This is a genomic window from Streptomyces blattellae, assembly GCF_009709555.1.
GTDB lineage: Bacteria > Actinomycetota > Actinomycetes > Streptomycetales > Streptomycetaceae > Streptomyces > Streptomyces blattellae.
The window spans coordinates 23036-45404 of the sequence record NZ_WJBG01000121.1 but is presented as its reverse complement, the minus strand read 5'-3'; the positions used below and the strand labels follow the sequence as shown (position 1 = coordinate 45404).

At 71.5% G+C, this 22369-nt stretch carries 20 protein-coding genes and 1 pseudogene; 9 read left to right on the top strand and 12 right to left on the bottom strand.

The features are described 5' to 3' along the window. Positions 1–381: 381 nt before the first annotated feature. Both GFH49_RS10635 and GFH49_RS10630 read left to right on the top strand, forming a co-directional pair. The gene (locus GFH49_RS10635; protein ID WP_155055587.1) at positions 382–969 is read left to right on the top strand and encodes a TMEM165/GDT1 family protein; all 588 of its coding nucleotides are present in this window, start codon (positions 382–384) and stop codon (positions 967–969) included. Positions 970–1165: 196 nt separating this feature from the next. After that, entirely contained in the window at positions 1166–1825 is a 660-nt protein-coding gene (locus GFH49_RS10630) for an HAD family hydrolase (protein ID WP_196217927.1), read from the top strand. A 267-nt stretch (positions 1826–2092) separates the two neighbouring features. On the opposite strand, the gene GFH49_RS10625 is transcribed toward GFH49_RS10630, so the two are convergent. Next, positions 2093–3076 (bottom strand): peptidoglycan-binding domain-containing protein, encoded by a 984-nt coding sequence (locus GFH49_RS10625; protein ID WP_155055586.1) that lies wholly within the window; start codon positions 3074–3076, stop codon positions 2093–2095. A gap of 159 nt (positions 3077–3235) precedes the next feature. Between GFH49_RS10625 and GFH49_RS10620 the strand changes: the two genes are divergently transcribed. After that, positions 3236–5317, top strand: a complete 2082-nt coding sequence (locus GFH49_RS10620) for an MDR family MFS transporter (protein ID WP_155055585.1) — start codon at positions 3236–3238, stop codon at positions 5315–5317. A 24-nt stretch (positions 5318–5341) separates the two neighbouring features. On the opposite strand, the gene GFH49_RS10615 is transcribed toward GFH49_RS10620, so the two are convergent. Further along, positions 5342–5863 (bottom strand): GNAT family N-acetyltransferase, encoded by a 522-nt coding sequence (locus tag GFH49_RS10615; protein WP_155055584.1) that lies wholly within the window; start codon positions 5861–5863, stop codon positions 5342–5344. A 108-nt stretch (positions 5864–5971) separates the two neighbouring features. On the opposite strand from GFH49_RS10615, the pseudogene GFH49_RS10610 reads away from it, so the two are divergent. After that, positions 5972–6519, top strand: a pseudogene (locus GFH49_RS10610) (hypothetical protein); the annotation flags it as partial. A 34-nt stretch (positions 6520–6553) separates the two neighbouring features. Next, positions 6554–6871, top strand: coding sequence for a hypothetical protein (locus GFH49_RS10605; RefSeq protein ID WP_155055583.1), 318 nt, complete (start codon positions 6554–6556; stop codon positions 6869–6871). Here the strand turns inward: GFH49_RS10605 and GFH49_RS10600 are convergent. Beyond that, positions 6860–7288 carry a DnaJ family domain-containing protein gene (locus GFH49_RS10600; protein ID WP_155055582.1) on the bottom strand — a complete coding sequence of 143 codons (429 nt, stop codon included), beginning with the start codon at positions 7286–7288 and terminating at the stop codon, positions 6860–6862. The two genes, GFH49_RS10605 and GFH49_RS10600, sit on opposite strands and share 12 nt — an antisense overlap. 113 nt (positions 7289–7401) lie before the next feature. Here GFH49_RS10600 and GFH49_RS10595 point away from each other — a divergent pair, with 113 nt between their 5' ends. Beyond that, positions 7402–7794 (top strand): hypothetical protein, encoded by a 393-nt coding sequence (locus GFH49_RS10595; protein ID WP_155055581.1) that lies wholly within the window; start codon positions 7402–7404, stop codon positions 7792–7794. Between the two features lie 56 nt (positions 7795–7850). On the opposite strand, the gene GFH49_RS10590 is transcribed toward GFH49_RS10595, so the two are convergent. Next, entirely contained in the window at positions 7851–8522 is a 672-nt protein-coding gene (locus GFH49_RS10590) for an O-methyltransferase (protein WP_155055580.1), read from the bottom strand. Between the two features lie 312 nt (positions 8523–8834). Here GFH49_RS10590 and GFH49_RS10585 point away from each other — a divergent pair, with 312 nt between their 5' ends. After that, complete coding sequence (locus GFH49_RS10585; protein ID WP_196217926.1) at positions 8835–10874, top strand: bifunctional glycosyltransferase 87/phosphatase PAP2 family protein; 2040 nt, start codon at positions 8835–8837, stop codon at positions 10872–10874. Between the two features lie 192 nt (positions 10875–11066). Here GFH49_RS10585 and GFH49_RS10580 read toward each other — a convergent pair whose 3' ends face one another. After that, complete coding sequence (locus GFH49_RS10580; protein ID WP_155055578.1) at positions 11067–12236, bottom strand: steroid 3-ketoacyl-CoA thiolase; 1170 nt, start codon at positions 12234–12236, stop codon at positions 11067–11069. Positions 12237–12505: 269 nt separating this feature from the next. Between GFH49_RS10580 and GFH49_RS10575 the strand changes: the two genes are divergently transcribed. Next, positions 12506–13741 carry a cytochrome P450 gene (locus GFH49_RS10575; RefSeq protein WP_155055577.1) on the top strand — a complete coding sequence of 412 codons (1236 nt, stop codon included), beginning with the start codon at positions 12506–12508 and terminating at the stop codon, positions 13739–13741. A gap of 106 nt (positions 13742–13847) precedes the next feature. On the opposite strand, the gene GFH49_RS10570 is transcribed toward GFH49_RS10575, so the two are convergent. From GFH49_RS10570 to GFH49_RS10545, 6 genes are all read right to left on the bottom strand, one after another. Continuing rightward, the gene (locus tag GFH49_RS10570) at positions 13848–14267 is read right to left on the bottom strand and encodes an aggregation-promoting factor C-terminal-like domain-containing protein (RefSeq protein ID WP_155055576.1); all 420 of its coding nucleotides are present in this window, start codon (positions 14265–14267) and stop codon (positions 13848–13850) included. A gap of 336 nt (positions 14268–14603) precedes the next feature. Then, complete coding sequence (locus GFH49_RS10565; RefSeq protein ID WP_155055575.1) at positions 14604–15425, bottom strand: ECF transporter S component; 822 nt, start codon at positions 15423–15425, stop codon at positions 14604–14606. Then, positions 15422–17164, bottom strand: coding sequence for an ABC transporter ATP-binding protein (locus tag GFH49_RS10560; protein ID WP_155055574.1), 1743 nt, complete (start codon positions 17162–17164; stop codon positions 15422–15424). The genes GFH49_RS10565 and GFH49_RS10560 overlap by 4 nt, the downstream gene beginning before the upstream one ends. After that, positions 17161–18288 carry an energy-coupling factor transporter transmembrane component T gene (locus tag GFH49_RS10555; protein WP_155055573.1) on the bottom strand — a complete coding sequence of 376 codons (1128 nt, stop codon included), beginning with the start codon at positions 18286–18288 and terminating at the stop codon, positions 17161–17163. Before GFH49_RS10555 ends, GFH49_RS10560 begins: the two co-directional genes overlap by 4 nt. After that, a complete protein-coding gene (locus GFH49_RS10550) occupies positions 18278–18919 on the bottom strand; it encodes an SCO2322 family protein (protein WP_155055572.1) in 642 nt (213 codons plus the stop codon). The genes GFH49_RS10555 and GFH49_RS10550 overlap by 11 nt, the downstream gene beginning before the upstream one ends. Next, positions 18916–20130, bottom strand: coding sequence for an SCO2321 family membrane protein (locus tag GFH49_RS10545; protein WP_155055571.1), 1215 nt, complete (start codon positions 20128–20130; stop codon positions 18916–18918). The genes GFH49_RS10550 and GFH49_RS10545 overlap by 4 nt, the downstream gene beginning before the upstream one ends. Before the next feature lie 527 nt (positions 20131–20657). Between GFH49_RS10545 and GFH49_RS10540 the strand changes: the two genes are divergently transcribed. Then, the gene (locus tag GFH49_RS10540) at positions 20658–21320 is read left to right on the top strand and encodes a phosphotransferase (protein ID WP_155055570.1); all 663 of its coding nucleotides are present in this window, start codon (positions 20658–20660) and stop codon (positions 21318–21320) included. 9 nt (positions 21321–21329) lie between these two features. Here GFH49_RS10540 and GFH49_RS10535 read toward each other — a convergent pair whose 3' ends face one another. Beyond that, the gene (locus GFH49_RS10535; protein WP_155055569.1) at positions 21330–22361 is read right to left on the bottom strand and encodes a Strvi_7410 family MBL fold metallo-hydrolase; all 1032 of its coding nucleotides are present in this window, start codon (positions 22359–22361) and stop codon (positions 21330–21332) included. Positions 22362–22369: the final 8 nt, after the last annotated feature.

Here is a 22369-nt window from a genome sequence, read left to right as displayed (position 1 = left end):
CCCTTGAATCGTGGGGGTGTTGGGCGCTGGCGGGGCAATGCTCGCGACGCCGTGTTGCGTTCAGGTGTTCGTTTGGTAAGAAGTTAAAGACGCGCACATGTCAAATCAAGGTTGAGAACCGAACTTTCTGGTCCGTCGGTCGTCCCGTACGATGGATGACGCAGAAGGGGAGTAGCTCTTCGCCGGACCGTCGACACACTGCTCAGCTCGTCTGAGCCGGCGCCCGGAGGCGGGCCTCAGGTGTGAGGCCGGCCAGCGAGACCTTCGGCAAGCAGTGCACCGCCTGTGTCGTACGGCACGGGCGTCGCGTGCGCTGCCGTGCCGAGGTGTCGCATGTGACATAGCACTCTCGGCGGGGCAGCCCCGACCGATTGAGGAACCTTGATCAGCTTCACCGTCCTCGCCCTGGTGTTCGGCGTCGTCTTCCTCGCCGAACTGCCGGACAAGACCGCACTCGCCGGCCTCGTCCTCGGCACCCGCTACCGTGCCTCGTACGTCTTCGTCGGCGTCGCCGCCGCGTTCGCGCTGCATGTCGTGCTGGCCGTCGCGGCGGGCAGTGTGCTGACCCTGCTGCCGCAGCGGATCCTGCACGCGCTGACCGGGGCGCTGTTCCTCGGCGGGGCGGTTCTGTTGCTGATGGCGAGGGCTGGGGCCGATGGCGGCGCGGAGATTCGCGAGCCGGAGAACCAGTCCTTCTGGAAGGTGTCCGGGGCCGGTTTCATGCTCATCCTGGTCGCCGAGTTCGGTGATCTGACGCAGATCATGACGGCGAATCTCGCCGCCCAGTACGACGACCCCCTCTCCGTCGGGCTCGGCGCGGTACTCGCGCTGTGGGCGGTCGCCGGAATCGGGATCGTCGGTGGGAAGGCGCTCATGAAGCGGGTTCCGCTGGCGCTGATCACCAAGATCGCGGCGCTGCTGATGCTGGGGCTCGGGGCGTGGAGTCTCGGGGAAGCGGTGACCGGCTGAGCTGGCCGGCTGAGCTGAACGGGGGGGTGAACCCTTCCCGAAGGTGGTGGCGTGAAGCGGCCGTATTTTGTACCGTGGGGAAACAAAGTGGATCCGCCCGTTTTCCCTGACCGGCGGGCGGGCCCGCTTTGTCTTTTTCGTTCCGGTTGCCTCCTTCGTCCCGATCCACCTTCCCTTCCGCGCCTTGGAGTTGCCGATGACGGCCACGACCGTGCTCACCGCCCGCGCCCTGCTCCTCGACATGGACGGCACCCTCGTCAACTCCGACGCCGTCGTCGAGCGGATCTGGCGGCGCTGGGCCGAGCGGAACGGGCTCGACGCGGAGGAGGTCATGAAGGTCGCCCACGGCCGGCAGGGGTACGCCACGATGGCGCTGCTGCTGCCCGACCGGCCCGTGGAGCGCAACCACGCCGACAATGCGCGCATGCTCGCCGAGGAGACCGCCGACACGGGCGGCGTCGTCGCCATCCCCGGCGCCGCGGAGTTCCTGGCCTCACTGCGGGGGCTGCCGCATGCCCTCGTCACCTCCGCCGACGTCGCCCTCTCCACCGCCCGGATGGCCGCCGCCGGACTTGCCCTGCCCGACCTGCGCATCACCGCCGAGTCCGTCGGCGCCAGCAAGCCCGACCCGGAGGGCTTCCTCAAGGGCGCCGCGGAACTGGGCGTCGCCCCGGCCGACTGCATCGTCTTCGAGGACTCCGCGGCCGGCATACAGGCGGGCCGGGCGGCGGGGATGCGGGTGGTCGGGGTCGGGGAGCGGGCCGGGTTCCATGGGCCGGACGCGGTGGTGCGGGACCTTACTCAGGTGCGGGTGACGGGTGTGGGGGACGGGACGCTTCGGGTGTACGTCGGGTAGGGCGCGGGTGTTGTTCTGGGTGCCCGGTGCCCGGTGCCCGGTGCCCGGTGCCCGGTGCCCGGTGCCCGGTGCCGGTGTGGGGGCCGGTGTGGGGTGGGGTCGCTTGCCCGCGCGTGCGGGGCGCCGCCTGCGCCCACCCTCCCCCACTCTCGGCTTCGCTCGCGCGGGGGGACCCCCATCGCCCCAGGCGGCACGACTGCCCGCAGGCTGGGTGGGTGGGCGGGTGGGTGGGTGGGTGGGTGCGACTGCCTGCGGGGCCAGGCCCGTTCACGGCTCCGCCGTTTCCGACTCCAGGCGTTCCCGGGTTTCGAGGTCGTAGACGCCGTACTGCTGGGGGACGATGACCTCGGCCAGTTGGTAGGCGCGGACCGCGTCCTCGACGCCCTCGTTGTACTTGCCCTGGGCTTCCCTCGTGTAGAAGTCGCGTTCGGTCAGCCGTAGTTCGAGTTCGAGGACTTCCGGTCCCTCGTCGCCGCGGCTCAGGACGGGGTCCTCTCCTTCCGGGTCCTCTTCCGGTGCGCCCGCGGAGCCGCTCGCGCTGGCTGTCGGCGCGGTCGTCGTCGGCGTGGACCCGCCGGTCGGGGTCGGTGGGGGGACGTTCGAGCGGGTCGGGGCCGGGGAAGGGGAGCGGCTCGCGGTGGGCGACGGGGACGGTGCCGCGGACGGCGACTGTGCGGACGTGGCGCTCGCGGACGGTGACTCGGATGCCGCGCTGGTCGTGGTGCCCGGCACGCTCGCCCTGATGTCCTCCGGCAGGGCGTCGTCCCGGGTCGGGGTGTCGTACGAGAAGAGCCCGCTCGCCAGCCCCACCGCCGTGACGACGGTGACGAGGGCACCCGCGACGCCGAACACGAGCGTGCGGCGGGGGCGGCGGGGCGGTTCGTCGGCCGGGTCACCCGGGAACAGGCTCAGATCGGCGTCGCCGGGTTCGGCCGGTGGCGGCGTCTCCGGCGGCGGGGCCGGTAACGGCATTGTGGAGCCCGCGTTCGGGCCCGGTCCCGGTCCCCGGTTCGGGCCGGCGATGCCCTGCGCGCCCTCCGACACGCTCTCCGACACGCCTTCCGACGCGCTCTCCAGTTCGACGTACGGCCGGATACGCAGCGGATCGAAGTCCTCCGCCGCTGCCGCCTCCGCCGTACGCACATCACGCAGGGCCTCTGCCGCGCGCTCGGTGCAGGCGCAGGACGGGGTGTTGTCAGGTCCCCTGGGCGCCCCGCACTCCGGGCATTGGTGACCCTTCGGCTCTGCCACGCTGTCGTTCCCTCCCCTTGCGAACTCCAGCGATTATGCAGACCCTTTCTCCACACGTCCCACACACGCCCCGGAATAACGCCTTCCACCGAGATTGAACAGGCCATAACCGGTCACACCGGCCACGATGGAGGGTAACGAGAATCGCGGGAGGTCTTCATGACCAGGGATGTGCACGGTAGGACGGGGAACGTGGAAGACGGCCAACCCCCGAAGCGACCCCCGAAGAAGGGGGTCGCCGACAGTGAGAACGTCTCCGTGAACGTCCTCGTCCCGATCGGCGCCCTGCTCCTCGGGATGCTGCTCGCGGCCCTCGACCAGACCATCGTGTCGACCGCGCTGCCGACCATCGTCAGCGACCTCGGCGGTCTCGATCACCTGTCGTGGGTGGTCACGGCGTACTTGCTGGCGTCGACGGCGGCGACTCCGCTGTGGGGCAAGCTCGGTGACCAGTACGGTCGGAAGCGGCTGTTCCAGATAGCGATCGTGATCTTTCTGATCGGTTCGGCGTTGTGCGGAATGGCGCAAAGCATGTCCGAGCTGATCGCGTTCCGGGCGCTTCAGGGGCTTGGTGGCGGCGGGTTGATGGTGCTGTCGATGGCCATCGTGGGGGACCTGGTGCCACCGCGTGAACGCGGGCGCTATCAGGGGCTGTTCGGCGCGGTCTTCGGTGCGACGAGTGTGCTCGGGCCGCTGCTGGGCGGGCTGTTCACCGAACATCTGAGCTGGCGCTGGGTGTTCTACGTCAATCTGCCGATCGGTGTCGTCGCGCTCGCCGTCATCGCGGTGGCCCTGCACATCCCGCGCCGGGCGGCCAAGCACGTCATCGACTACCTCGGTACGTTCCTGATCGCGTCGGTCGCCACCTGCCTGGTGCTGGTGGCCTCCCTCGGCGGTACGACGTGGAGTTGGGGTTCGCCGCAGATCGTGGGCCTGGCGGTGCTCGGGGTCGTGCTCGCCGTGGCGTTCGTGGCGGTGGAGCGCCGGGCGGCCGAACCGGTCCTCCCGCTGAAGCTCTTCCGGATCCGCACCTTCACCCTCTCCGCCGTCATCAGCTTCATCGTCGGCTTCGCGATGTTCGGCGCGATGACCTATCTGCCGACGTTCCTCCAGGTCGTGCAGGGCGTCAGCCCGACCGTGTCCGGTGTGCACATGCTGCCGATGGTGTTCGGCCTGCTGCTGGCGTCGACCGCGTCCGGGCAGGTCGTCAGCCGCACCGGCCGCTGGAAGGTGTTCCCCGTCGCGGGCACCGGTGTCACGACGCTGGGCCTGCTCCTCCTCCACCAGCTCGACGAGCACAGCTCGACGGCCGAGATGAGCACGTTCTTCTTCGTCTTCGGTCTCGGGCTGGGCCTGGTCATGCAGGTGCTGGTGCTGATCGTGCAGAACGCGGTGTCGTACGAGGATCTGGGCGTCGCCACGTCCGGTGCGACCTTCTTCCGTTCCATCGGGGCGTCGTTCGGCGTGGCGATCTTCGGCACGGTCTTCACGAACCGCCTCGGCGACAAGCTCACGGACGCGTTCCGGGGCGTGCAGCTGCCGCCCGGGATCACGGTGGACGGGCTGACGGCGGACTCGCGCGGCATCGCGGAACTGCCCGCGGCACTACGGCCGTTGGCGCTGGACGCGTACGCGACATCGATCACCGATGTCTTCCTGTACGCCGCGCCCGTCGCCCTCCTCGGCTTCGTCCTCGCCTGGTTCCTCAAGGAGGACCGGCTGCGCGGGTCGGTGACGGCGCCCGACCTCACGGAGACGCTGGCCAGCAACCCGGTCGAGCGGTCGTCGCGGGACGAGGTGTGCCGGGCGCTGTCGGTGCTCGGGACGCGGGAGGGGCGGCGCGAGATCTATCGGACGATCACCGAACGGGCGGGGTACGACCTGCTGCCGGCCGCGAGTTGGCTGCTGCTGCGGATCAAGAAGTACGGCTGGGCGGAGCCCGGCGTCCTCGCCGAGCGCACCTCCGTGCCGCTCACCGTCATCCTCGAAGCCGCGCGTCAGGTCGAGGAGCGGAGGCTCGCCGTCCGCGAAGGCATGGACCTCGTCCTGACCGACCGCGGCAGCGCGGTCGCCGAACGCCTCGCCCAGGCCCGCCAGGACTCCCTCGCCGACCTCCTGGGCAACTGGTGGACCCCCGACCGCCCCACCGACCTGACCCAACTGGTCAAGGACCTCAACGACGAGCTGTGCGGCTCAGAACGAGAACGCCCACACAACGGCTCGACGCCGCGGACCAGTTGAAGGAGCCGGGTGTGAGAGGTGGAGTCACCCGGCACTGGGAAGGCCCCTCAGCTTCTTGCTGAACCAGTGCTCGGCGTATGCGTCGTCGTTGTGCGGCTCGGTCTCCTCGTAGCCGAGGCGGGTGTACAGGGCGCGGGCCTCGACGAGGTCGTGGCGGGTGTCGAGGATCATGCGTTCGGCGCCGAGGGCACGGGCGGCGTTCTCCGCCGCCCTTACGAGGAGCGGGGCGCCGCCCTGGCCGCGTAACTCCTTCCGTACGAAGACCCGCTTGAGCTCGGCGGTCGTCGCGTCCAGCAGCCGTACGCCCGCCGTTCCCGCGGGCTCGCCCCCGTACCGCGCCAACAGCAACCGGCCTCCCGGTGGGGCGAGTTCCTCGCCGGTGCTGGCGGTGATCTCGCGTTCCAGTTCTGCCGGGTCGGTGGGGTGGCCCTCGTGCAGGAGGTACCAGCGGTCGCTGACCTCCGTGTAGTACGCCCGCCAGAGCGCGGCGGCGGCGGGGGAGTCGACGGGTTCGGGGGCGATGGTCCAGGAGGGCATGCCGGTCATTGTCGGTGTTGCTTGCGAAGGCCGTTTGAGGTGGGGGGTTGGGGCAACTCGGGTGGGGGACCGGCTCGTAGGGAGAGTCGGGGTGGGTCGAGAACCCGGAAGGCATTCATGTCTGGCGTGATCATCGCTCTGATCGTGATCGTGGCGGTCGCCGTCATCGGCGCGGCCGTCTGTCTGACCCTGCGCGGCCGGGGTTCGCTCGGCGGCAGGGACCTGAAGAAGCGCTTCGGGCCCGAGTACGACCGGACCGTGGCCCGGCACGACGGGGACGCGCGGGCCGCCGAGCGCGAGCTGGCCTGGGGGAGGGTCGAGCGCACGGTGGGCTGCGGGAGCGGCCGCTGGAGCCCGCCGCTCGTGAGCAGTACGCCGCCCGCTGGACGGCCGTGCAGGAGCACTTCGTCGAATCCCCGCGCGGGGCGGTCACCGAGGCGGACCGGCTGCTGGCGGAGCTGGCGACGCTCCGCGGTTTCCCGGACGGCGAGCACTACGACGACCAGCTCGCCGCGCTGTCCGTGCACCACGCGGACCACGTGCACGGCTACCGGAGCGTCCACCGTGTCGCGTACGCCCCCACGGGCGCCGACGGAGACAGCCGCGCCGGCACGGAGGAGATGCGGGAGGCCCTGATCGAGGCCCGGAAGCTGTTCGAGGACCTGGCCGACACGCACCAGCTGCAAAGGAGTTGAGGACGTGAAGAACATGCCGGAAGCGACACCCCCGCTCCTCCCGCACGAAGAGAGCGACAAGCTCACGGAGCGGCTTCAGCACGCGGTCTCCGGATTCGTCGACGGCCCCCGGGCCTCCGTGGAGGAGGTCGACCGGGTGGTCGAGGAGATCACCGGCCGCGTCACCGACTCCCTGACCCAGCGCCGACGCACCCTGCGCCGGACCTGGCAGTCCACCGAGGAGGCCCAGCCCACGGCAACCGCGGCAACCGCGGACACGGAACAACTCCGCCTGGCGCTGCGGGACTACCGCGAACTCGCGGAACGGCTGCTACGCATCTGAGTCGACTGGGCCATCCGCCGGCCGGCGCTCCCGCCACTGCCGTACGACGTCCTCGACGTCGTACGGCTTCATCCCGAGCGGGGGGCCGGGCGGCGGCTTGAACATCATCTCGCGGATCTTGACGTTGATCTCCGTGACGATCTTCCGGACGATCCGTTCCGACGGTGCCGCGTACGCCGCCACGAGCGCGTCCTCCGCCTCCTTGCGCAGCGCGAGTGACGGCGGCAGCACCGACAGGCCCTCGCGGGCCAACTTCTCCTTGATCCACCACAGTTCGTCATACGTGGTGTCGGAGCCCGGCGGCAACGGCTGGCCGGCACCCGACAATCGGGCGAACTCTCCGCGCCTCTCGGCGTCGCGGATCTGCTTGTCGACCCAGGACTCGAACGGCACACCCGGTGGCTTTCGCTCGGTCATGAGTCCATTGTGCCGGACGCGGTGGGGTCGGGCGATTTATCATGCGGCGGCTACATAAGGACGCTTGCCCGGCAAGGGCACTTGCCCGGCAAGCACACTTCGAAGGAGCGCACGTGCTCGAACTCACCATGGCCGCCGTCGCCGCGGCGGACGCGGGCGCCACGGCCGGCATGCTCATGGCCGACGCGCCCAGTGACCCGGGCACCGTGCTGCGGGTGGGCCGGGACAAGTCGGTGTGCAGGCTGTCGACGCCACAGGACTGGCTGTTCGTCTCCCGGGTCCACCTGGAGTTCCTGTGCGGACCGGACGGCACCTGGCAGGTGACCTGGCTGCGCGGCTCCCTGCCCGAACCGTCCTCCGAGGTGCGGCTGACGGCCGACGGGCAGGCGCAGCCGCTGGTCTACGGCGGGACCGTGCCGCTGCCGAGGGGCGGCAGCGGCGAGATAGTCATCGTGGACCGCACCGGCCCGCGCAGCGTCAACGTCGGCTTTTATCACGAGGTTTGAGTGCCGGTGCCGGTGCCCGTGCCGGTGCCGGTGCCGGTGCCCGTACCGGACAGGCCCTACGCGAGCACGCGTACCAGCGCGAAACCGTCGTAGCCCTTGCTGCCGACCGTCTGGATCGCGGTGCCGCTGAGCCTGGGGTGGGAGCTGATGAGTTCGAGGGCGGCGCGCGTGCCGCGGATGTCCGGGGAGGTGTCGTCGGCGTCGGCGACCCGGCCGCCCCGGACGACGTTGTCGACGATGATCAGGCTGCCCGCGCGGGTGAGCTTGAGCGCCCACTCCACGTAACCCGCGTTGTTCGCCTTGTCGGCGTCGATGAAGACCAGGTCGAAGGGGGCCGGGTTCTCGTCGGCGAGGTGGGGCAGCGACTCCAGGGCCGGGCCGACCCGCACCTCGACGAGCTTGTCGAGCCCGGCGCGGGCGATGTTGCGGGTGGCGACCTCGGCGTGCCTGGGGCTGTACTCCAGGGAGACCAGGCGGCCGTCGGAGGGAAGCGCGCGGGCCAGCCAGATGGTGCTGTAGCCGCCGAGGGTGCCGATCTCCAGGATGTGCCGGGCGCCCTGGATCTCGGCGAGGAGCTGGAGCAGCTTGCCCTGCGGTGCCGTGACGTTGACATGCGGAAGCTCGGCGGCCTCGCTGTCGCGCAGGGCCGCGTGCAGGGCCTCGTCGTCCGGTGCGAGGTGGGCGGAGAAGTAGAAGTCGACGTCGTCCCAGAGCTGCGAGTCGCTCATCGCCTGCTGCCTTCCGTTCTCAGACCAAGGTCGCCGTAAGCGGGCTCCCTGCCAGTGTGACCCCGTGGGAGCGTTTCAGCCGATCGGCCTTCTTTGTGCGACGAACCGGTCGTAGTGTGATCCATCTCGCGCCCCGCGGAGGCAACCTCACCTCCCCCGCACTATCGTCTTCCAAACAAAAGAAGAAAGGGACGTCAGGTGAAGCCGGGATGGCCTGCGTCCTTCTCCGGGGCGGTGCGAGCCCCACAGGGTTCGCAAAGGGACCTCACACGTGAGACGCGTGGGGCGGACGGGGCGGGAGGCCGACGAGGCGTGGCGAATGCGGAACACAGCGGGAGACCGGCGGGTGCGTTCGGAGCGACAGCCGTCGGTACGGCCAGGGCACGCCTGCGCGCGGCCCGCCTGGGCTTGTGGCTGGTCGCCGCGATCCTCGCCGTACGGCAGGTGGCCGTCGTCCTCAGCACTCCGCGCGGTGAGCGGCTGACGAACCTGGAGACCTGGGTCGGCGACAACGGTGTCCTGCGGGTGAAGGACTCGCTGTACGACTCGACGCAGTTCACCGGCACCCCCGTCGTCGGCCTCGTCCTCAAGCCACTCACCCGTTCGGCCGAACAGGCGCTCGGCTGGGGCTGGACCTTCGGCACGCTGCTGCTCGTCGTCGCGCTCGGCCTGGTCGTGGCCGGCGCCCTGCCGAAACCGGTGACCTGGCGGGCCTCCATCCTGGCCGCGCCCGTCGCGATCAGCCTGCTGATGCTCTCGCTGCCGGTGCGCAACGCCTTCTGGCTCGGCCAGACCGGCATCATCCCCGTCCTGCTCGTCCTGGCCGGCTGCTTCACCGTCCGCGGCGAGCGCGCCGGCGGCGTCCTGATCGGCGTCGCCGCCGCGCTCCAGCCGACGGTGCTGCTGTTCACGCCGCTGCTGTGGTTCACCGGCCGGCGCCGGGCCGCCCTGTCCACGGGGGCCACGTTCGCCGCGTGCACGGCGCTCGCGTGGGCCGCGATGCCGCACGACTCGTACACCTACTGGGTGCACCACATGGCGGGCGTCGGCCTCGGCGGCCCGGCCGACGACCTCGCCAACCAGTCCCTGCACGGCGCGCTGCTGCGGCTGGGGCTGTCCGGTCCGCTGGAGATCGGCCTGTACTTCGCCCTCGGCGCGGCGGTCGTCGTCCTCGGCCTGCGCCGGGCGGTCCGCTACGCCCGCGACGGCCAGCTGCTCCTCGCGGTCGCGGTCACCGGCTGCACGGCGATCGCGGTCTCCCCGACCACCTGGCAGCACCAGCTCCTGTGGGTCCTCCTCGCGATCGTCGGCCGGGCCGGCAAGCGCGCCTCCGACCGCTACGTCTGGCCGGTCGCCGTGGTCATCATCATGACCCTCCCGGCGAAGATGGTGCTGCCGAACATGTCGGCGCTGTACACGCTCCGCGACAACGTGGTGCTGCTCGCCGCCCTGGCCGCCGCCACCGCCGTCCCGTTCCTGTCGAGGACGTCCCCGTACTACCGCGCACCGATCCCCACGGAGTACGCCGCACCCGTCCCGGCCCGCTTCCAGCGCATCCCCCTCCTGCCGTTCCTGCGCCGCGTCCTCACCCGCCCGAACCTGCTCCTGGAGCTGCTGCTCATCCGCGTCACCTACGCCGCGTACCAGCGGGTCCGCCTCGCGGCGACCGGCGGCAGCAACTCGGCGGGCCGGGCGACGGCCGAGCACCACGGCGACCAGATCCTGTCGATCGAACGGTTCATGCACATCGACATCGAGCACTGGGCCAACCACGCCGTGGTCAAGGTCGACTGGCTGCGGAACTACTTCGACTTCTACTACTCGTCCTTCCACTTCGTGGTCCCGCTGAGCGTGCTCGCCGTGCTGTACTGGCGCCGCCCGGTCGACTACCGCTGGGCCCGCGCCTCCCTCGGCCTCACCACGCTGCTGGCGCTCGTCGGCTTCTGGCTCTACCCGCTGGCCCCGCCCCGCCTGATGCCGGGCCTCGGCATCATCGACACCGTCCACGGCGTCCAGGACTTCTCCAAGCCGGACTACGGCACCCTGACCGCGCTCACCAACCAGTACGCCGCGATGCCGTCGCTGCACTTCGGGTGGTCCCTGTGGTGCGGGCTCGTCATCGCGATCATCGCGCCGAGGTGGTGGATGAAGGGGCTGGGGCTGCTGCATCCGTTCTTCACGCTCACGGCGATCGTGGTCACCGGAAACCACTGGATCCTCGACGCGGTGGGTGGCGCGGCGGCGGTCGGTGCCGGGTTCGGGCTGGCCTACGTGTTCCAGGGGCCGCGGGCGCGGACGGTGAAGGAGGTCGCCGTCGGGGAGGAGCGGGAGCTGGTGAAACCGGGCGCCTGAACCGGCGCCGCGGTCACCGGGGCCTGTTCTGCGTTTCCCCGCCTGAGCCCCGGCTGCCGTCACGCTTGCGGGCCCGGCTGACGCCGCCTTCGGTGCCCGCGCGCGGCCGGAGTGTGACACTTCGCGGAAAGTGTCACACTCCCTAGGGGTGCACACCTCACCCCCCCACGCGGGCCGGTCGGCCGGGCCGCGCTACAGCCGCTGGATGATCGTTCCCGTCGCCAGCCCGCCGCCCGCGCACATCGTGATCAGTGCGAACTCCTTGTCCGCGCGCTCCAGTTCATGCAGCGCGGTCGTGATGAGCCGAGCCCCCGTGGCGCCCACCGGATGCCCGAGCGCGATCGCACCACCGTTCACGTTGACCTTCGCGAGGTCCTGCTCGAAGACCTGGGCCCAGCTCAGCACCACGGAGGCAAAGGCCTCGTTGATCTCGACGAGGTCGATGTCCTTCAGCGACATCCCGGCCTTCCCGAGCACCGCACGCGTCGCGTCGATCGGCCCGTCGAGGTGGAAGTGCGGGTCGGCGCCCACCAGCGACTGAGCGACGATGCGCGCGCGGGGACGCAGCTTCAGCGCCCGCGCCATCCGCTTCGAGGCCCACAGGATGGCGGCCGAACCGTCCGAGATCTGCGACGAGTTGCCCGCCGTGTGGACGGCCGTAGGCATGATCGGCTTCAGTCCGGCGAGCGCCTCCATGGACGTGTCGCGCAGCCCTTCGTCCTTGTCGACGAGCCGCCACATGCCCTGCCCGGCCCGCTGCTCGTCCTCGGTGGTGGGCACCTGGACGGCGAAGGTCTCCCGCTTGAACCGCTCCTCGGCCCAGGCGTTCGCGGCCCGTTCCTGGGAGAGGAGGCCGAGGGAGTCGACGTTCTCGCGGGTCAGACCGCGGTGGCGGGCGATCCGCTCGGCCGCCTCGAACTGGTTGGGCAGGTCGACGTTCCACTCGTCTGGGAACGGCTTCCCGGGCCCGTGCTTGGACCCTGACCCCAGCGGCACGCGCGACATCGCCTCGACGCCACAGCTGATGCCGACGTCGATGACGCCCGAGGCGACCATGTTGGCCACCATGTGGGAGGCCTGCTGGGAGGAGCCGCACTGGCAGTCGACGGTCGTGGCGGCCGTCTCGTACGGCAGGCCCATGGCCAGCCACGCGGTGCGCGCGGGGTTCATGGACTGCTCGCCGGCGTGGGTGACGGTGCCGCCGACGATCTGCTCGACGCAGTCGGCGGGGATGCCGGTGCGGCCGAGGAGTTCACGGTAGGTCTCGCCCAGGAGATAGGCGGGGTGGAGGTTGGCGAGCGCGCCGCCGCGCTTGCCGATGGGGGTGCGTACGGCTTCGACGATCACGGGTTCCGCGGCCATGGGGTGGGTCCTCTCCTCGGGTTACCCGCGCGGCGCGGGGGCGTCCCGGCCCGGCCCGCCACGCAGAACTAGTACGCGTTCTAGTTCTGTGCAGCAGTCTGCTGACCCGCCGTCCATTGCCGCAAGGGTCGTGCAGCCTCCGAAGTCGCGATCTGCACGAGTCCTGCACGCAATTGGGCGTGCCGTACCCCTTGCTACTTGTAGAACCCGTTACTACCTTCACGGCGATTCCCCGTTACTGATGGACCGTCAGATGGCCGGAGCCGCCGATGTCCTGTCCAGCGCTTCCCGACGGGTTCGACTTCACCGACCCCGATCTGCTGCACCACCGTGTGCCCCTGCCGGAGTTCGCCGAGCTGCGCCGCGCCGAACCGGTCCGCTGGATCCCGCAGCCGTCCAACGTCGCCGGTTTCCAGGACGAGGGGTACTGGGCCGTCACCCGGCACGCGGACGTCAAGTACGTCTCCACGCACCCGGAGCTGTACTCCTCCTACCTCAACACCGCGATCATCCGCTTCAACGAGCACATCGAGCGGGACGCGATCGACGCCCAGCGCCTGATCCTGCTCAACATGGACCCGCCGGAACACACGAGGGTCCGCCAGATCGTCCAGCGGGTCTTCACGCCGCGCGCGATACGGGCGTTGGAGGAGCGGCTGCGGACGCGGGCGGCGTCGATCGTGTCGGAGGCGCGCGCCCACCCCGGCCCCTTCGACTTCGTGACCTCCGTCGCCTGCGAACTGCCCCTGCAGGCCATCGCCGAGCTGATCGGCATCCCGCAGGACGACCGGGCCAAGATCTTCGACTGGTCCAACAAGATGATCTCGTACGACGACCCGGAGTACGCGATCACCGAGGAGGTCGGCGCCGAGTCGGCCACCGAACTCATCGCGTACGCCATGAACATGGCCGCCGATCGCAAGCACTGCCCGGCGCAGGACATCGTGACCACGCTGGTGTCGGCGGAGGACGAAGGCAACCTCCGCTCCGACGAGTTCGGCTTCTTCGTCCTGATGCTGGCGGTGGCGGGCAACGAGACGACCCGCAACGCCATCACCCACGGCATGCACGCGTTCCTCACCCACCCCGACCAGTGGGACCTCTACAAGGCGGAACGCCCGGCGACGGCCGCGGAGGAGATCGTCCGCTGGGCGACCCCGGTCAACTCCTTCCAGCGCACGGCCACCCAGGACACGGAGCTGGGCGGCAAGCGGATCAAGAAGGGCGACCGGGTCGGCATCTTCTACGCCTCGGCCAACCACGACCCCGAGGTCTTCGACCACCCCGACACCTTCGACATCACCCGCGACCCCAACCCCCACCTCGGCTTCGGCGGCGGAGGCCCGCACTACTGCCTCGGCAAGTCGCTGGCCGTCCTGGAGATCGACCTGATCTTCAACGCGATCGCCGACACGATGCCGGACCTGCGGCTGGTGGGCGACCCGTTGCGGCTGCGCTCGGCCTGGATCAACGGCGTGAAGCATCTCCAGGTGAGCCTGGTCTGACGCTCGGGCCGGCGGCTGCTCCCGGCGCACCGCCGGCCCGTCCCGAGGGAGGCAGGAGCATCCCCCCTACGCCCCGTTCCTGCCTCCCCCGCGACGCTGAGCCCTGTCAGTACCAGCCGTTGGCCTGCCAGAAGTTCCAGGCGCCGACCGGGCTGCCGTAGCGGTCGTTCATGTAGTCGAGACCCCACTCGATCTGGGTCTTGGCGCTGGTCTTCCAGTCGGAGCCGGCGGAGGCCATCTTGGAGCCCGGGAGGGCCTGGACGAGGCCGTAGGCGCCGGAGGAGGCGTTGGTGGCGCCCACGTCCCAGCCGCTCTCGTGCTGGACGATCTGGCTGAAGGCGTTGTACTGGGCGGCGTTCGGGATCATCTGCTTCGCGATCGCCTTCGCCTGGCCGGCGGAGGACGTGGTCGCCGCCTGCGCCGGGGCCGCGGTCAGGACCAGGCCGGTGGCGGCAGCGGCCATGGCGGCGGTCGTGAGGGCCTTCTTCGGGGACGCGATACGGCGGATGGCGCGGGAGACAGACACGGAGAACCTTTTTCTTCGGGGACATGGCGCCGCGGGCATGCCGGTGCCGCACGGAGGCGGCGGGGGCATGCATCGGCGCCGCGGCCCTGAGGGCACGTCGGCGCCGTGCGACGTCATCCAGAGAAACAGGCCGGGAGGGGGTCCGCAATGACCCCATTTACTAGTTGTAGTCGCATCTGGGATGATCGCGCCCTGTGTGACGTAGCTCTCTATGTGCAGGTCAGGGCGTGGAATGGCGTGGGCATGGCATCCTGTTTGCCCGACTAAGCCGGATCGTAGGTGATCTGGGTCATGTGGGGTGCTTCACCGCCGCGCTGACCGACCGTCCACCCCCTGTCACCCAGCGGGTGCGTCGAATGTGACCGGCGCCTCGAAAGCCGCCCGCCGCGTGGCCCGGCGCAGTGCCCTGAGGATCACCGGGCCGAGCGTGACGGTGAGGGCGACCGTGACGAGCGCGCGGCCCAGGTCCCAGCCGAGCGACGTGGCCACGCAGTACGCGATGAAGCGGGCCAGGTTCGCCGGGACCGCCGCGTCCGGGTCGAAGGCGATGTTCGAGGCGAGGGTGCCCATGAAGGGCCAGCCCGCCAGGGTCATCACCGTGCCGTAGGCGAACGCCGCCAGGAACCCGTACACGGCGAGGAGGACGAGTTCGCCGCGCCCCCGCAGGCGCCCGGCGCCCGGCAGCAGGCCCGCGCCCATCGTGAACCAGCCCATCGCCAGCATCTGGAACGGCATCCACGGGCCCACCCCGCCCGTGAGCAGCGCCGACGCGAACATGGTCACCGAGCCCAGGACGAAGCCGAAACCGGGGCCGAGGACGCGTCCGCTCAGGACCATCAGGAAGAACATCGGCTCAAGGCCGGCCGTTCCGGCGCCGAGGGGCCGCAGCGCGGCGCCGGTCGCGGCGAGCACGCCCAGCATCGCCACCGCCTTCGGGCCGAGCCCCGACTCCGAGATCGTCGCCGCCACGACCGCGACGAGGAGCACCAGCAGTCCCGCGAACAGCCAGGGCGCGTCCTGGGCGTGGGCGCTGATTTGCGAGGTGGGCGGGGCGAGGAAGGGCCAGCCGAAGGCGGTCACTCCCACCGCGCTGACGAGGGCGAGGGCGGCGATGGAGCGGGGGCCGAGCGGGACGGGGCGGGCGCGGCGGGCGGTCATGACGGGGACTCTTCTGACCGAGGCTCCCTGGCGAGGGCCGCCTTGACCTGCGTGACCGTCAGCCACTGCTGTGGGGCCAGGATCTTCGTCACCTGCGGGGCGAAGGAGGGGGACGACACGACGACCTCCGCCGTCGGGCCGTCGGCGATCACCTCGCCCTCGGCCAGCAGCACGACCCGGTGCGCGAGTTCGGCGGCGAGTTCCACGTCGTGGGTGGCGAGGACGATGGCGTGGCCCCGCGTGGCCAGTTCGCGCAGCAGCGTGACCAGGCGGGCCTTCGCCGCGTAGTCCAGGCCGCGGGTCGGCTCGTCGAGCAGGAGCAGTGACGGGCGGGCGGTGAGTACGACGGCCAGGGCGAGCGTCAGACGCTGTCCCTCGGACAGGTCGCGCGGGTGGGTGTCGTCCGGGACGCCCGGCAGCAGCTCGGAGACGAGGGTCCGGCAGGTGCCGGGCGCCGCGCCGGCGTCGGCGTCGGCGGCCGTGCACTCGGCGGCGACCGTGTCGGCGTAGAGGAGGTCCCGGGGTTCCTGGGGGACGAGGCCGACGGCTCCGCCGACGGTGACCGAACCGGCAGCGGGCGCTACGAGGCCGACCAGGGTGTTGAGGAGCGTGGACTTTCCGGCGCCGTTGCGGCCCATGAGGGCGAGGATCCCGCCGGGGGTGAGCGTGAGGGTGATGTTGCGGAGGGCTTGGATGTGGCCGTGGGTCACGGCGAGGTCCTGTACGTCGGCCGGGTGGGGCGAGGGGGGCGGTGTGGGGGTGTGCCTGCGTCGGAACCGTCGGCGGCGAATGGGTTTTTCGTCCGGTAGCTCGGGGGGTGTGGATGGTTGGCGGCTGCGGGTTCGTTGTGGCTGGTCGCGCCCACGTGGCGGTAGCCGCACATCGATTGCAGCCCCGCGCCCCTGGAGGGCGATGTCGTCCCGATCCTCAAGCCGTTGCCGAAGGTCCGCGGCCCGTCGCCGCGCGTCCCGGACCGTCATCGGCAAGGGGGTCCAGCCCGCCAGGCGGCCCAGGGCCACGACCGGCGGGTACACCGGCGACACGGCCATCACCTCCGCCGGGGTGCCCAGGATCGGTGGAGTGCCGGGCGAGGGCAGCAGGGCGATCTGGTCGGCGTACTGGACGACCCGCTCCAGGCGGTGTTCGGCCATGAGGACCGTTGCGCCGAGGTCGTGGACCAGGCGTTGCAGCACCGCGAGGACCTCTTCGGCGGCTGCCGGGTCGAGGGCGGAGGTCGGTTCGTCGAGGACGAGCACCTTCGGGTGCGGGGTGAGGACCGAGCCGATGGCGACCCGCTGCTGCTGGCCGCCGGAGAGGGTGGCGATGGGGCGGCTGCGGAGGTCGGCGAGGCCCAGCAGGTCCAGGGTCTCCTCGACCCGGCGGCGCATGACGGCAGGCGGCAGCCCCAACGACTCCATCCCGTAGGCGAGTTCGTCCTCGACGGTGTCGGTGACGAAGTGGGAGAGCGGATCCTGGCCCACCGTGCCGACCACGTCGGCGAGTTCACGCGGCTTGTGCGTACGGGTGTCCCGGCCGGCCACCGTGACCCGGCCCCGCAGCGTGCCACCGGTGAAGTGCGGGACGAGTCCGCTGACCGTGCCGAGGACGGTCGACTTGCCGACCCCGGACGGGCCGGCGAGCAGCACGAGTTCGCCTTCCGGGATCTCGAAGTCGACGCCGGTGACGGTGGGTTCGGCCGCTCCGTCGTACGTCACGGAGACATCGTCGAAGCGGATCACGGCTGTTCCTTCGAGGTGGGGGCCAGAAAGGCGGGGAGGAGGCCGAGAAGTACGGCCGCCGCGGGCCAGAGGGGGAGGGCGGGGGCGACCAGGGGGACGAGGCCGGGGTGGAGCGCGGCCGGGTCGTGGCTCGCGGCGAAGGTAAGGGCCGCGGCCACGGCCGCGCCGGAGCCCGTGACCAGCCAGGCCCGCAGGTTCCAGGGGTCCGGGCGGTAGCGGGTGCGCAGCGAGCGGCGACCGCCGAGGCTGAGTCCGGCCAGGGCGGCGGTGAGCCCGGCGAGGAGGACCGGGAGGCCGTACGTGCCGCCTTCGGCGGTGAGGAGCCCGTACGTTCCCGCGCAGACGCCGAGCAGGCCGCCCAGGGTGAGGGCGGTGGTCGTACGGCGGACAGCGGGCGGGACGTCGGCCGTACGGCCGTAGCCGCGGGCGTCCATCGCGGCGGCGAGGGCGACCGAGCGCTCCAACGCGCCCTCCAGGACCGGGAGTCCGACCTGGGCGAGGCCCCGGATGCCTCGGTCCGGGCGGCCCCGCAGCCGGCGGGCGGCGCGCAGGCGCTGGACGTCGGCGATGAGGTTCGGCGCGAAGGTGAGGGCCACGACCACCGCGACGCCGATCTCGTAGAGCGCGCCCGGGAGGGACTTCAGGAGGCGGGACGGGTTGGCGAGGGCGTTCGCCGCGCCCACGCAGATGAGGAGGGTGGCCAGGCGCAGGCCGTCGTAGAGGGCCGCGAGGAGGGACTCGGCGGTGACCCTGCCACCCAGGCGGATGCCCTGTGTCCAGTCCGGGAGGGGGACTTCGGGGAGCGTGAGCAGGGTGTGCGTGCCGGGGATGGGGGAGCCGAGGGCGAGGGCGAAGACGAGGCGGATGGCTATGACGGCGAGGGCGAGTCTGACGAAGGCGGTGTAGGAGCGGGCGGTGGGGGTGTCGGGGCGGCAGGCGGCCACGACGTAGGCGGACGTGGTGATGAGGAGGGAGAGGAGGAGGGGGTTGGTGGTGCGGGTGGCGGCGGTGCCGAGGGAGAGGGACCAGAGCCACCAGGCGCCGGGGTGGAGTTGCGGGCGGGGTCGGTGCCGGGTGGGGGCGGGTGCGCCGACGGGGTGCCGCTGCGCGCGGCTACGGCGCATTTCGGCGCCGCCGTGCTTGCCACCCTGCCGCCGCTCCCAGCGCGGCCACCACCGCGGCACCTGCGAACAGTCCCAGCGACGGGCCTCCGTCCCCCTCCTCCTTCTCCCCGGGTGCCGTCTGCTGCTCGCCGGTCGTCACCTGTTCTCCGCACCCCGTCTCCGGATAGCCCGATATGGCACAGAGCAGGGCGTTGGTGTCGTAGCGGAGGGGTTTGGCGACCGCGGCCAGGGCCTCGGCCGTGGTCGCGTCGGGGGAGACGGTCGCGCAGACGGTACGCAGCCGGGGCGGGGTTTCTCCCTCGGGCGCGTCCGCCGCCGTGCCGAAGTCGATGACCAGGCCGACCCTCTTCCTGCCGGTCTGCGCGGGCGTCTCCGTGCAGACCGTGGCGAAGTCGGCCGTGCCGCGGGGCCTGGTCGCGCCGGAGGAGTCCTCGCTGACCGCGAAGCGGAAGCCCTGGACGTCGCCGTCGGAGGGGACGGCGGTGGACGGGCCCTGCGTGGCGTACGTCCACGTGTGTGCGTCCCGGTCCCAGAACGACCAGTAGCGGTAGCCGACGGCCTGCGCCTGACCGGCGCCCGGCACCAGGGCGAGCAACGTCAGCAGCAGGGCCGCGGCACCGCGGAGCCTCACGGCTGCCGCCTCTTGTTGCGGCCGCTCAGCAGGAAGCCGATGCCTATGCCTGCGGCGAGACCCGCGCCCACGATCCACCAGACGTCGAAGGAGGAGGAGTCGTCCTCGCTCTTCTCGGCGGGCGCGGCGGCCTGCTCGGTGGTCTGCGGCGCCGGACCTGTCGCGTTGAGCTGCTTGACCAGGTCCGTGCCGCCGAAGTCGCGGGGGTCGGTGCCCGTGGCGTGGGCGGCGAGGATCAGCTGGGCGTAGGCGGCGGGGCCGCTCTGCTTCGCCCAGTCCGCGGAGTTCCGCTCAAGCCAGGTCAGCGGCTTCCGCGCCGCCTTCGGCCCGCCCGTCACGGCGAGCGCGACGACCGCGTCCGCGGTGTTGCCGTAGTCGGGCTGGTCCTCGGCACCGGCGAGCGCGGACTTCAGGTAGCCGTCCTCGCGTACCGTCTCGGCCAGGTAGGACGCGCCGTTGGCGGCGGCCTGGTCCGGGTCGGGTCGGGCGGCGTCGGCGCAGGCGAGGTCCGTGTCGGCGGCGGTCTTCGCCGACTCCATGCTCATGCCCTTCAGGCCGACCACGGCCGCCGCCGTCGCATCCGCGTTGGCGGTCAGCTCGCCCTTGTCGTCCGGCTGGTAGGCGAAGGCGCCGCCGTCGGCGCACGGCAGGGCCAGTTCGCGGAGGGCGTCGTAGGGCGACTTGCCGTCGGTCACCGCGGTCCCGGGGTCCTGGCCGATCGCGTTGAGGGCGCCGATGACGAGGGAGGTCGAGTTGGCGTCGCTGGGTCCGCCCGGGGCGTAGCCCCAGCCGCCGTCCTTGTTCTGCACGGACTTCAGCCACTGTGCCGCCTTCACGGCGACGTCCATGTGGTCGCCGTCGCCGGCCAGGGACAGGGCCTGGGCCGCGGCGGCCGTGCTGTTGGTGTCGACCATGACCTTGGCGTCACAGGCCTTGGCGGGCTCGGCGCGGAAGGCCGCGAACGCCCCGTTCTCGCACTGCTGTCCGAGCAGCCAGTCGACGGCCTTGGCCGCGGGCTTCACGTCCGACTCGATCTGCGCGATCAGGGCCAGTGACTGGCGCCAGACACCGTCGTACGTCGGGTCGGCGCTGCCGTACAGCCCGTCCGGTACCGCTGCCGACGGGGAGGGGGACGGGGCGGCGACGGCGGGCGTGGCCGCGCCGAGCGCGGCGAGGGCGGCCAGGACCGCGGCGGTGCGGCGGGTGTTCATGATCGGCGGTGCCTCTCCCTGCAGGGAGCGGGCAGCACGGGACACCCCGGGCGGCTCGGCTCCGTATGCCTCGACGGTGCCGTGCACCGGCCGGCTGCCGGTACACCTGAGCCGGTCACGAATCCGCACAGGGCAGTCCGGCTCACCGGCCTTCGGCGACCGGTTCACGGTTGCGGGTCAGCGCCGGATTCGCACCGGCTTCCCCCCGTACGGGTGTGATGACGACCCGGCCACTCTACCGGCCCGTAGCCAAACGGCTGAGGGGTGGCTGTGCGCCGGATCGGGCCCTGGCCGGCGGATAGGCCGCAGGTGATCGCCGGCACCTCATCGACGCAGGTGAACGAAGGCGATGGGGAGCGTCCAGTCGCAAGGCGGAGGAAATCGGCTTCGGTCGGCCGCGCCCCGAAGGGGCGCGGGGCCGCAATCGAATTGCGGCTACCGCCGCGTGGGCCCGCCCGGCCACAACGGGCCCGCGGACGATCGACGGCCTGTCGCTGCACTTCCCGCAGGGCGCTTAGTCTCGGGCCATGCAGCCGACGGGAAGACTGCTCGGCTCCGGCCGTACCGCCGACGTCTACGAGATCGACACGGCGTGGGTACTGCGCCGCAGTCGGCAGGGGTGGGGGAACGCGGCGGCCGACGGCGCCGTGATGGAGCATGTGCGCGCGTACGGCTACCCGGTCCCGCGCGTGCGGCTGTCCGGCTCCTCACGGACCGACCTGGTGATGGAACGCCTGTCGGGCCCGACGATGCTGGAGGCATGCGTCGCCGGTTCGCCGGGCGCGCAGGAGGCCGGCGCCACCCTCGCCCGCCTGCTGCGCGACCTGCACACCATCCCCGCCCGCCGCTCCCGGACCGCCCGCATCCTCCACCTCGACCTGCACCCCGAGAACGTGATCCTCACCGCGGACGGCCCCCGAGTGATCGACTGGACCAACACGGAGGAGGGCGACCCGGCCCTGGACTGGGCCATGTCGGCGGTGATCCTCGCTCAGGCCGCGGTCACCGACGCCCCGTTCGCCGCCCTCGCCGCCACCGTGCTCACCGCCTTCCTCGCCGCCCCCTCCCCTCTCACGGAGGACGCCCTGGCAGAGGCCCGGCGACGGCGCGCGGCCAACCCGACGATGAGCCGCCGCGAAGTCGAACTCCTCGGCGACGCGGCGGAATCGATCCGGTCGGTCGCGTTCTAGCGCCGCGCCCTAGGACGTGGCCACGTACGTCACCGGATCCGTCCCCGCCACCGCCTCCGCCCGCCCCAGCTTCACCAGTCGTCGCAGATGGGCCTCGGCCTCCGACACGGCGATGTTCCTGGAGCCGTACGGGATGTGGCTCCAGGGGCGGTTCCACTCCATGCGCACCGCGAGCTGCCAGGGTGTGAGGGGGTCGGTGAGGAGGGTGAGCAGGCCGGTGAGGCGGTGCTCGTGGTGGGCGAGCAACTCGCTTACGCGCGCGGGTGCGTCGGTGAACGCGTGCTGGTGGGCGGGGAGGACCTCGGCGGGGGACAGGCGGCCGACGCGTTCGAGGGAGTCGAGGTAGTCGCCGAGGGGGTCGGTGACGGTGGCGTCGTCGGGATCCTCGTACAGGCCGATGTGCGGGGTGATCTCGGGGAGCAGATGGTCGCCGGAGAACAGGCGTCCGTGGCCGGGGCGTTGAGAGGGGTGGTCCTCTTCCAGGTGCAGGCAGACGTGGCCCGGTGTGTGGCCCGGCGTCCAGATCGCGCGCAGGCGGCGGCCGGGGAGGTCGACGAGTTCGCCGGGGACGATCTCGCGGTCGGGCAGGGCGGGGGAGAGGCCGGGGAGGTCGGAGCGGGGGCGGGCGGTGCGCAGGGGCGCGATGTGCTCCTCGGGGGCGCCGACCGCCGTGAGCTTGTCCGTGAGGTACGAGATCCAGCGCCCGGGTCCGGTCGAGCGGGCCCGGCGTACGAGCGCCGTGTCCGCCGCGTGCATCGCGATCCACGCGCCGGACGCCTCACGGACCCTGCCGGACAGGCCGTGGTGGTCGGGGTGGTGGTGGGTGATGACCACGCCGTGGATCTCGGCGGGCGAAGTCCCGCATGCCGTAAGCCCGTCGGCCAGGGTGTCCCATGACGCCGGGTCGTCCCAGCCGGTGTCGATCAGGACCGGTCCGCGGTCGGTGTCGACGACGTACACGAGCGTGTGCCCCAGGGGGTTGTCCGGGATGGGGACCTGGACCGACCGCACGCCGCCGCCGTGGTCGTACACCTGCGCCATGGGCTTCC